Below are 10,000 nucleotides of genomic sequence, written 5' to 3'. Positions count from 1 at the left end.
ACACAAGTTTTGATTCTAAAGTTTGAACCAGACAGGCAGCGGTTGAGCTGCCTGTTTTGTTTTGGCGCTAAAGTAAAGAATATAAGCTGGTTTTAAACCAGATCTGGCTGTTTAAATTGTAAATGCTTGGTTATTATGAGGATAAGGCCGACGCACGAAATAGAGTAAGTTCTGATGTGGAAGTGGTGCTGCTTGTTGTTGCTGTTCAGTCACGCATTGTTGGCTGAACCTTTACGTGCCGTTGTCAGTCAGACGAATACCGCGCCTTACGCCATTTTTGATCAGCAGCAGCGATTAACTGGTGGTATTGCAAAAGAAATAGTAGATGAGCTTGCCAGCAGATTGGACAGGCAAGTGCTCTATCTGGATCTGCCCAGAGGGAGGGTTATCGAATGGCTAATTACGGACAAAGCAGATATCAGTTGTTTCCTCAGCCCGGAATGGGTACCTGCCAGCTACAAACTAAGCTGGACCCCTGTATTATTTTATACCAGACAATATATAGTCCGGCGCGTCGTTGATAGTCCGGTGCGCTCAAACCAGGACTTGTTCAACAAAAGAGTGGGTACCACCAGAGGTTTTTCCTATCCGGAACTGCAGCCTTTGTTTACCAACAACGCGGCGGTGCGTGATGACGCTGAATCGCTTGAAAAAAACATTCAGCGCCTTGAGCAAGGCCGGGTCGATCTGGTGATGACTGTAGATTTAAGTTATGGCCAGTATCAAAAACACCATGATACTTCTAAACTGGCGGCGGATCCGCTGTGGGCTGAACCTGCCGCAGTCTATTGTGCGTTGAATTCAAAGCATTCGTTGCAAGTGCAACAAATCCAGCAGCAATTAGCCGTGATGCAACAGCAAGGCTTGCTCAAAAAAGCTGTGCAACGCTATGACCAGTGGTCGCGTTAAAGCGTATTTCCAGCACAGATTTGCCACAAACTTCCTTGCCGCTTCACAACATAAAGTGGCGTACTGCAAAGACCTACCTTGTGCTGTCCTTTGATATGCTGCCAATGTTGCTCGGCGTTGATTAAAAAAGTATCCAAATCCAGTTGCTGCAGATGAAGCAACCTGTAGACCCAGATCCTGTCCTTATGCATTTCTATAAGTTGTTGCTGATAGCCCATCAATTCGAGCGGCCCCTTCAGGCGTTGGCCAAGTAAATTGACCAACACCGCCTGTTCGGTAAAACAGGCTTTGAAGGCTGACCAGTCGCGTTGATTAATTGCGTTTTGTAATAGGTTTAACAGCTGCTGTGCGCAGTCCTGGTTAGTTCTGCAACCCGAATTTATCGCATATGTGGCATGCTCCAGCATAAAACTCTCTCCAGTGGTTGAAATTAGGGTTATGCTAAAACCTCAAGTTAGGTTAAGGTCAAGAGTTTTTTATGTCGGTAAAATGTGATGCAAAAAAGGCGGTATTAACCGTAGGCGAAGTGGCGAAACGTGCCGGGGTTTCAGTAGCTACGTTGCACTTTTATGAGCAAAAAGGTCTGATCTACAGTCAGCGAAATGCAGGGAATCAACGTCGCTATTCGAGAGAAGTACTGCGCCGGGTTGCCATTATTAAAGTGGCGCAGCGCACTGGCATTCCGTTGGAACAAATAGGTAAAGCTTTGGCTGTGTTACCACATGGCAAAAATGCAGATCAGCAAGATTGGCAAAAACTGTCAGAACAGTGGAAGGCCGAGCTGGATCTACGCATAGCTCAACTGACGGATTTGCGTGACCAATTGAGCATGTGCATAGGTTGTGGTTGTTTATCTATGACGCATTGTCCCTTGCGCAATCCGCAGGATAAGCTGGCGTCACAAGGAAGCGGTGCGCATTTTTACCCCGTAGAAGACGAGTTAACAGAAACTGAGCGGTGATCCGCCAGCAGCTTACCTGAACCCAGGGCAGAGATTTCGTGTTCATCATCCCAAAAGGGTTCTGCCAGCGCCTGCTGATACCAGAGTTGCATTGCAGGTAACTGCATCATCAATTCGAAGTAAGGTAAAACTGTGGAGCTGACAGGCAAGTTGTAACTTTGTATGCGGAATAGAACAGGAGCATAAAAAGCATCCACTGCACTGAAATGCGCTCCGGCCAGATAAGGTCCGCCAAAACGGTGTAAACCTTCCAGCCACAACTGTTCCAGTCGTTTTAACTCGGTCAGCACTGCTTCGGGTAAAGGCGTTTTATCAAAACGACCACCGGCATGAAAAGGACAATAACTGCGAAGTGCCGTAAAGCCTGAGTGCATTTCTGCTGCGGCCGAACGCGCCCAGCTGCGTGCTTTGTTGTCTTCCGGCCAGACTGTGGCATGGCGCTCGGCTAAATATTCGACAATAGCTAATGAATCCCAGACGACCCACTGGTCATGGTGCAGGCAGGGGACCTTGGCATTTGGCGCAAAAGCTTTAAATTGTGCACTATTGTCATTGGACTGAAACCTGACCTGCTTTTCTTCAAAAGGAATAGCCAGCACCTGCATTAACAACCAGGGTCGTAACGACCAGGACGAGTAGTTTTTATTGGCGATATATAGCTGATACATCAACAGCTCCCGTATTTTGAAGAGGATAAGTAAGACCTCAAGCACTGTAGCAGAGAATCCGCAGTGGGACCTGTGGTTTTTTCAATCAGGCTTTTGCGGTATACTGCCGGCCCTTTTGCGCTTTGCTTCTGTCCATTACTGTAGGTTTTTGTCAACTGGGCAGGATTTAAGCCATTGTTTTATCATAAAATTAAAAGCACATTTAGGTGCTTGACCACTAGTGTGTCTGAACAAGATGCGTTTAAACCCGTCGAGTCTGAAGCTAAGGCATTGGTGACTGAGTGGTCTGCAATAGCAGCGCACCCGGCTATTTTCACACTCTGCTACAAAGGAATTCCTGATGTTTTTATCCATACGGCAGCATTGGCTGTCTAATGTTCGTGGCGATGTTTTATCGGCCATAGTGGTTGCTTTGGCTCTTATTCCGGAGGCTATCGCTTTTTCTATTATTGCCGGTGTAGATCCTAAAATTGGTTTATACGCGTCATTTGCTATTGCTGTGATCTCAGCTTTTGCCGGCGGGCGGCCAGCAATGATTTCAGCCGCTACAGGCGCTATGGCGCTGTTGATGATTACGCTGGTGAAAGAACATGGTCTGCAGTATTTGTTACTGGCTACTATACTGACCGGACTGTTACAAATACTCTTTGGTTTGTGCAAACTTGGCGAATTGATGCGTTTTGTTTCGCGCTCAGTAGTCACAGGTTTTGTTAATGCGCTGGCGATTCTGATTTTTATGGCACAGTTGCCTGAACTGACTAATGTGACCTGGCATGTTTATGCCATGACAGCTGCAGGTTTGGGCATTATTTATCTGTTTCCATTTATCACCAAAACCGTGCCTTCGCCTTTAGTGTGCATTGTCGTATTGACCTTTATCGCTTTGTATTTCCAGGTGGATGTTCGCACTGTGTCCGATATGGGCGAGCTGCCGGATAATCTGCCGGTATTCTTATGGCCTGACGTACCTCTAACTCTTGATACGCTGCTAATTATTTTCCCTTATGCGTTGGGACTGGCATTAGTGGGTATTCTGGAGTCGTTAATGACCGCCACTATTATCGACGATATGACAGACACCCAAAGTAATAAAAACCGTGAATGCATAGGCCAGGGTATTGCCAATATAGGTTCAGGCTTGTTGGGTGGCATGGCGGGTTGTGCCATGATTGGCCAGTCGGTGATTAATGTTAGATCCGGTGGCCGTACCCGCTTATCTACCTTGCTAGCCGGTATTTTACTGCTTATTTTTGCAGTATTTCTGGGGGAATGGGTAGGGATGATCCCTATGGCGGCTCTGGTGGCAGTGATGATTATGGTGTCTATTGGTACCTTCAACTGGCAGTCGCTGCGGGATTTAACTACGAACCCAAAGAGTTCCAGCCTGGTGATGATTATCACAGTGTTGGTGGTCGTTTTTACTCACAATCTGGCTTACGGCGTTTTTGTGGGGGTGCTGATGAGCGCGTTATTTTTTGCCAACAAAGTAGGACAGTTGCTGGCGATCCAGTCGGTATTGTCTGAGGATGGCAACAGTCGCCGTTATCAGGTGACAGGACAGGTGTTTTTTACTTCGGCTGAACCTTTTGTTGCCGCCTTTGATGTGAAAGAGCCGCTTCGTTTAGTGCAGATTGATTTAACACATGCTCACTTTTGGGATATCACAGCGGTCAGTTCATTGGATAAAGTGATTTTAAAGTTTCGTAAGGCTGGGGTGGAAACTGAAGTGATAGGATTGAATCATGCCAGTGCAACTTTAGTGGATAAGTTCGCCATTCATAATAAGCCTGAGGCGATAGAGCAACTGATGCATTAAAAAAAGGGTCAGAGCTTTGGCTCTGACCCTGCATCACACTAACTTTTAGTATTTGTAGCTAAAGCTTAAACCATAGCTTTGGCCTTCAACGCGGCGTTGCAACAACTCACCTTGTTGCATAATTTCTACGTCTTCATCCAACAGGTTTTTCATCGACAGCTTAATTGATGCCGCCTCAAATGGAGTGTAGGAGTAGACAAAATCCAAGGAGTTAAATGGCTGCTCGTACGCATCATCCTTGCTATTCACGCCGGCAAATGCAATACGTTTACCGAATACGTTATAGGTCAGAGTCGCATTGTGTTGGTCATTATCTGAATCAAAACCTAACTGTAAGTTGACTACATGCTTTGAGTGGCCACTTAACGGACGTTTCAGGTTTGTCAGGTCAGTACCTGCAAATGGCTGGATGGTAATTTCAGATTCGCTATAGGTAAAGTTACCAGCGACAAAGAAGTTGTCCATCCATTTGTAGCTTTCGCCTTCAAACATATTCAGTTGCTGCAGGAATTCAGCCTCAACACCATAAACTTCACCTGTGTCACCGTTACGGAATGACATTAACAGGTTACCGTCAGAGCCGCTTAACTCGACAGATTCAATGGGTTTATCCAGGTCTTTATAAAACACGCCCACACTGTAGTTGCTTTCGTCGTAATACCACTCTAAACGGGCATCATAACTAGTAACGTCTGTGCTTTGCAGTCCTGAGAAACCAGTGACCTTAAAGTCTGTTAACGGGTCGACAAAGAGTACTGGTGTCACTTCACGTAAGTCCGGACGAACCACAGTGCTGCTGTAACCAAAACGTGCCTGCAGATCTTCACTGACAAACCAGGTGAAAGACAATGAAGGATAAAAACCATCTTCCTGTAACGGAAACTCTTCGATATTGCCGCTGACTTCTCCGTCTGCGTTCAGCGGAACTGAGATCTGACGGAAATCCTCATAACGCACACCAAAGTTCAGGCGATACAGATAGTCGTAATTCATTTCCATGCCAACATAAGCTGCGTCGATCATCTGTGCTGCTATGTAGTCATCGGCCTGAGTCGTGACGTTAGAGATTTGGAAGCCATTTGCAGTATTGAGAATGCTTTCATCGGAGAAAATTTGCGAAAACTTCTGACTCAGTTGCTCCAGACTGTAACCTACAGTGTTGAAGTTAAACAGGTTAGTTTCTGACTCGCGCGTCCGCTCAAAGTAGGAATACCCGCCATTTAACATCAATTCCGCTTTGCCCAGAGTAAAAGGCAGTTTGGCATTCCAACTGGCGTTTTCAGTATTATCTTCCATTTTACCAAAGCTGTAGTTCACAGCATTTTGGTTACGGCGCAGGAAAGAACTGTAAGTGCCATCTGGCTGAAGTTCGTTCACGTAGCGGTATTCCACTTCACCAGGCGCGTCACGTTCAGCTTTAGCATCAGTGTATTGCCAGTCGATGCTGATATCATACAGCCAAGGCAACATGTGACGACCGCGGATCTGGTTACTAAACATAGAACGCTCTTCGTAGCGGATAGAGGTGTCTGTGTTATAGCGATCTTCTTCATTTACAGTTTCAATGCTGTCACCATTTTTGACTTTGATTTCATCTTTGGTGTCACGCAGATAAATAGATGCTGTTTCTAACTTGTGGTTTTCATCCAGCTCCAGACCAAAGTTCAGCATACCGGACAGTTTAACCTGATGTTCGGTGCCTTTAATGTCATCATAGATATTCAACGGAACCAGTTCGTCACCAGAAACAGAAAAGTAACGCTCCTGCTCTTCAATGTTTTGGGTTGATCTGTCATAGCTGACACCGGCCATCACCCCAAAGACTGAAGAACCTATATCAAATTTGTCACCCGCAGATACGCTGCCATCAAAGTCAGGTTTGATGTTTTCGCGTTGTACGTCGATATCACGGTTAAAAGACAGTCCCAATTCACGAACTATGGTAGAGGCTTGAGCCAGGTTTCCGGCGTTAATACCACCCAGAGCTTCTGCAATGTTAATTTGGGTAATAGTGCCGTATTGGTCGAGTGCGGCCCGCAGTTCAGGGGACATAGTGCGTGTGCCATCATCGCTGCCTCTCCAGTCATCTCCGCCACCGTTATAAGTGTAAGCATCATCACTGTTCAGACTGCTGTAACCCGTGCCCACAGAGATATTAAAAGTGGGCTGCAGTGGTATAGATGAAGTGCGGATATTGACATTACCGCCACCAAAAGCAGCAGGTAGTTCCGGAGAGTAAGCTTTTTGTACGACCAGACTTTCAATAATGCCAGCAGGGAACATATCCAGAGGGATTACGTTTCGGGTTGGATCCGGACTTGGAACCATGGCGCCGTTCAGCAGGGTACTGGAGTAACGTTCCCCTAAACCACGCACATAAATAAATTTGTCTTTAACTAAAGTTAAGCCTGTGACCCGGCGCAGTGCTGTAGCTGCGTTGCTGTCGCCAGCTCTGGAGATCTGCTCCATGCCCAATAATTCTGCAACATAAGGTTGTTCACGGCGTTCTGCAGCAGCTGAAGCGGCAGAGCTCATCAGGCGCCCGGAGACTTCAATACGCTCTACGTCTTGCTCTTTGTCTGCTGGTGCAGTTGGAGCGTCCTGAGCGAAGGCAGGCACCATGCTGGCCGTTGTGGCTAAAGCCAGCACTACACTGCGGCCTACCTGACTGATTTTAAAACTTTGTTTGCTGCTCATTTGCACTTGGTCCTATCAGCTAATTCTTTCTTACATCAAGATGCCGGGCTTATCCAAAGGAGGCCCGGCACTAAGTGAACTTAGAACTGCCAGCAAGCTGGCAGTTGATGGTTGTCTTAGTCGTTCAGACCTACAGCCCAACCTTTAGTCCAGTCATTGCTTTCAGACACTGCGCCTACAAAGTTAGTCGTCTCGAAGAAGGCATCCACAGCCTTCATATCTTTAGCTGGCGTTGTATCTATAGTGAAGATGCCTTTTAATACGTCGCCCTGGGTTGCGGCCAGTTTGTTTGCAGTTTGGCCAAGGAACCAGGCTTGAGTTGTCAAACCTGTCGCAACGCTGCCTTTTACTGCTTCAGTCGGGCAGGCAATCACTGAGTTAGTCATGGTTAAAGTGCCAGCTGCAGCCAAAGCCTGAGACGGAGCTGATTCGATTTCCAGACATTCACCCATACCTGCAGGGCCAGCTATCACAAAGTTAGCTAACTGAGCATTAGTACCGGCACGCAGTAACACACCTTCTGAATCATCTGTACCGTCAAAGGTGTTACCAATGATGGTCATATTGGCGATGACAGGGTTAGAAATTGGTGTTGCAGTGAAGTTAGTAGACTGGTTATCACCTTCAATACCACGGTTTGCTTTGGCGTTATCTGCGGCATGTTTTATCAACACAAACTGCATTTTGCCGTTCCAGCCGTCAGTCCAGTCGACGTTGTCGTCGCCGTTTGCAGTCAGAACTACGTTTTTACAGCTTACGCTGCCGCCGAAGAACTCAACGCCGTCATCCAGGTTCTGGTGAACCTGAATATTGGCACACTTAGTACCTGAACCTACACCAGCAAAAGTAATACCGTTTAATTCGTTATCCGGGATAACCTCAAAACCAGCGTGTTTCACTATGACGTAATTCAGAGAGCCACTGCTGTCGGCTGAGTTCGGACCGCCGTATGGGCCTGCTTCACCTTCAGCTTCGACCTGACAGTTGGCTAAGTTAGCCTGATCACATTTATTTGATGGTGCGTTACCCAGTAAGACCAGACCACCCCATTGACCAGGACCAGTAGGCGAACCAATCACATCCTGCACTGATGTCATAGTGATAGGATTTGCTGCTGTACCTTCTGCGACCAGTTTTGAACCACGGGTTACAGCCAGGAAGTCAGCACCTGATTTACCGTAAATAGTTACGCCCGGCTGTATGGTTAAGGTTGCGTTGTTCTTGTTGTCGTTACCAACACGTACGCGGCCACTTAATACATAGTCAGCACCTGCAGCTAAGGTCACATTGCTGGTGATATCGCCCGTTAACTGGCAGTTTAAACGGCCTGTTAAGCTGCTGGTTTCAGTAGTGCCTGCCGGACAGCTTTTTAAATTCACGCCATCTGTAGTGTGTAAAGCGGTAGTCCAGCCTTTAGTCCAATCTGTAGTACCATCAAAGGCACCAATGTAATTGACGTCATCAAACCAGCCATTGACATTGTTCGACACGTTATAACCATTAGCTAAAGCCGGAGAGTTTGATGCAGGAACATAACCACCCAACAAGGCATCGCCAACCAGGTTATTTGGTTGAGATTCGAACCAGGTTTTCGCGTTAAAAGTCACGTTACCTGCTGAGTCTTTGATGTTAGCAAAAGGTTCGGCGCAGTCGATGATGGAGTTACGGAAGACTAAATCACCATTGTTTGCGAAGTTTGCGGTTTCAGTGGTGTTGATTTCAAAACACTCACCCATTTTCTCCGGGCCTGTCACTATGATGTTGTACAGCTCAGCAGAAGTACCAGCGCGTAATAAAATGCCTTCTGAATCGTCGTCACCGTCAAAATTGTTGCCGATGATAGTCAGGTTCGAAATTTGTGGCTTACTGATAGGAGTTGCAGTGAAATTGCTGGACTGGTTGTCCGCTTCGATACCACGGTTTGCTTTGGTATTGTTTGGATTGTGACGGATTAATACATGCTGCATACGGCCTGTCCAGCCATCAGCCCAGTCTAAAGAATCGTCACGGTTACCTGTTAATACCACGTGTTTCAGATCGACAGTACCACCGAAAAATTCAACACCATCGTCCACGTTGTTGTGAACCTGAATGTAATCAACTACTGTGCCACGGCCTACACCAGCAAAGGTAATACCGTTTAATTCGTTATCAGGGATAACTTCAAAACCAGCGTAACGTACCTGAACGTATTTTAAAGCACCGCTACTGTCATCCGGGTTAGCACCGCCATATGGACCAGCTTCACCTTCAGCTTCAACTTTACAGTTAGCTAAATCAGCTTGATTACATTTGTTGGTAGGCGCTTTACCCAATAAAACTAAGCCACCCCATTGTCCTGCTGACTCGTCGTTTGATAAGCCCAGCATGTCGTTGACCGATGTCATCACTATAGGGTTAGATGCAGTACCTACAGCCTGGATTTTAGAGCCACGAGCGATAACCAGATAATCGGCACCACTCTTACCAAATACTTTGGTGCCTGGCTGGATAGTTAAAGTTGCGCTGTTGGCGTTATCGTTACCTACAGTCACTTTACCGGACAATGCCCAGGCGATGTCTGCAGTTAAGGTTACGTCGCTGGTGATTGTGCCTTTCACTTCACACACTGGAGTAGTGACGCCGGCTAAAGCTGTACCTTGAGTCGCAAAAGAAGGACAAACGCTAGCTGGCGGTGGGGTAACACCGCCGCCATTATCACCACCGCTGCCAGTTTCAATGTTGATGTCACCACCACCACAACCCGCTAGTACTAAAGCGGAGGCAATTGCGCTCAATTTCAAAAAATTACGTAAAGCCATCACTCAATCTCCAATAAGTATAGGAATGCTGCTGTTATAAAAAGCTGGAGCCAACCATACTCAGGCTTAATGACTGTTTTATTACAGCGGGCTAATCTTCGATTGAACTTAAAACACGAGCCACGTCAGACGCGGCCTTGCGGCTGGT

The 10,000-nt window shown here is 46.8% G+C and carries 7 protein-coding genes; 3 read left to right on the top strand and 4 right to left on the bottom strand.

The features are described from left to right. Positions 1-174 precede the first annotated feature (174 nt). Positions 175-909, top strand: coding sequence for an ABC transporter substrate-binding protein (locus LDL40_RS03875; RefSeq protein WP_300993807.1), 735 nt, complete (start codon positions 175-177; stop codon positions 907-909). Here LDL40_RS03875 and LDL40_RS03870 read toward each other — a convergent pair. Beyond that, positions 906-1,316: a hypothetical protein gene (locus LDL40_RS03870; RefSeq protein ID WP_300993806.1), complete on the bottom strand. Its 411-nt coding sequence runs from the start codon at positions 1,314-1,316 to the stop codon at positions 906-908. The two genes, LDL40_RS03875 and LDL40_RS03870, sit on opposite strands and share 4 nt — an antisense overlap. Before the next feature lie 71 nt (positions 1,317-1,387). On the opposite strand from LDL40_RS03870, the gene soxR reads away from it, so the two are divergent. Continuing rightward, positions 1,388-1,870 (top strand): redox-sensitive transcriptional activator SoxR, encoded by a 483-nt coding sequence (gene soxR, locus LDL40_RS03865; RefSeq protein ID WP_300993805.1) that lies wholly within the window; start codon positions 1,388-1,390, stop codon positions 1,868-1,870. Here soxR and LDL40_RS03860 read toward each other — a convergent pair. Continuing rightward, positions 1,831-2,538 carry a glutathione S-transferase family protein gene (locus tag LDL40_RS03860; protein ID WP_300993804.1) on the bottom strand — a complete coding sequence of 236 codons (708 nt, stop codon included), beginning with the start codon at positions 2,536-2,538 and terminating at the stop codon, positions 1,831-1,833. The two genes, soxR and LDL40_RS03860, sit on opposite strands and share 40 nt — an antisense overlap. 340 nt (positions 2,539-2,878) lie before the next feature. Between LDL40_RS03860 and LDL40_RS03855 the strand changes: the two genes are divergently transcribed. Continuing rightward, a complete protein-coding gene (locus LDL40_RS03855) occupies positions 2,879-4,354 on the top strand; it encodes a SulP family inorganic anion transporter (RefSeq protein WP_300993802.1) in 1,476 nt (491 codons plus the stop codon). Positions 4,355-4,399: 45 nt separating this feature from the next. Here LDL40_RS03855 and LDL40_RS03850 read toward each other — a convergent pair whose 3' ends face one another. Beyond that, on the bottom strand, positions 4,400-7,051 hold the full coding sequence (locus LDL40_RS03850) for a TonB-dependent receptor (RefSeq protein ID WP_300993800.1): 2,652 nt from the start codon (positions 7,049-7,051) through the stop codon (positions 4,400-4,402). A 116-nt stretch (positions 7,052-7,167) separates the two neighbouring features. Beyond that, positions 7,168-9,852 carry a hypothetical protein gene (locus LDL40_RS03845; RefSeq protein WP_300993798.1) on the bottom strand — a complete coding sequence of 895 codons (2,685 nt, stop codon included), beginning with the start codon at positions 9,850-9,852 and terminating at the stop codon, positions 7,168-7,170. Between the last annotated feature and the right edge of the window lie 148 nt (positions 9,853-10,000).

The sequence above is a fragment of the Rheinheimera sp. genome, from assembly GCF_020217005.1.
Taxonomy (GTDB): Bacteria; Pseudomonadota; Gammaproteobacteria; order Enterobacterales; family Alteromonadaceae; genus Pararheinheimera.
This window is presented reverse-complemented; position numbering and strand designations above follow the sequence as displayed.

Coding starts and splice junctions, on each gene's coding strand:
- LDL40_RS03875 (WP_300993807.1), top strand. CDS start 175: ATGTGGAAGTGGTGCTGCTTGTTGTTGCTGTTCAGTCACGCATTGTTG.
- LDL40_RS03870 (WP_300993806.1), bottom strand. CDS start 1,316: ATGCTGGAGCATGCCACATATGCGATAAATTCGGGTTGCAGAACTAAC.
- soxR (WP_300993805.1), top strand. CDS start 1,388: ATGTCGGTAAAATGTGATGCAAAAAAGGCGGTATTAACCGTAGGCGAA.
- LDL40_RS03860 (WP_300993804.1), bottom strand. CDS start 2,538: ATGTATCAGCTATATATCGCCAATAAAAACTACTCGTCCTGGTCGTTA.
- LDL40_RS03855 (WP_300993802.1), top strand. CDS start 2,879: ATGTTTTTATCCATACGGCAGCATTGGCTGTCTAATGTTCGTGGCGAT.
- LDL40_RS03850 (WP_300993800.1), bottom strand. CDS start 7,051: ATGAGCAGCAAACAAAGTTTTAAAATCAGTCAGGTAGGCCGCAGTGTA.
- LDL40_RS03845 (WP_300993798.1), bottom strand. CDS start 9,852: ATGGCTTTACGTAATTTTTTGAAATTGAGCGCAATTGCCTCCGCTTTA.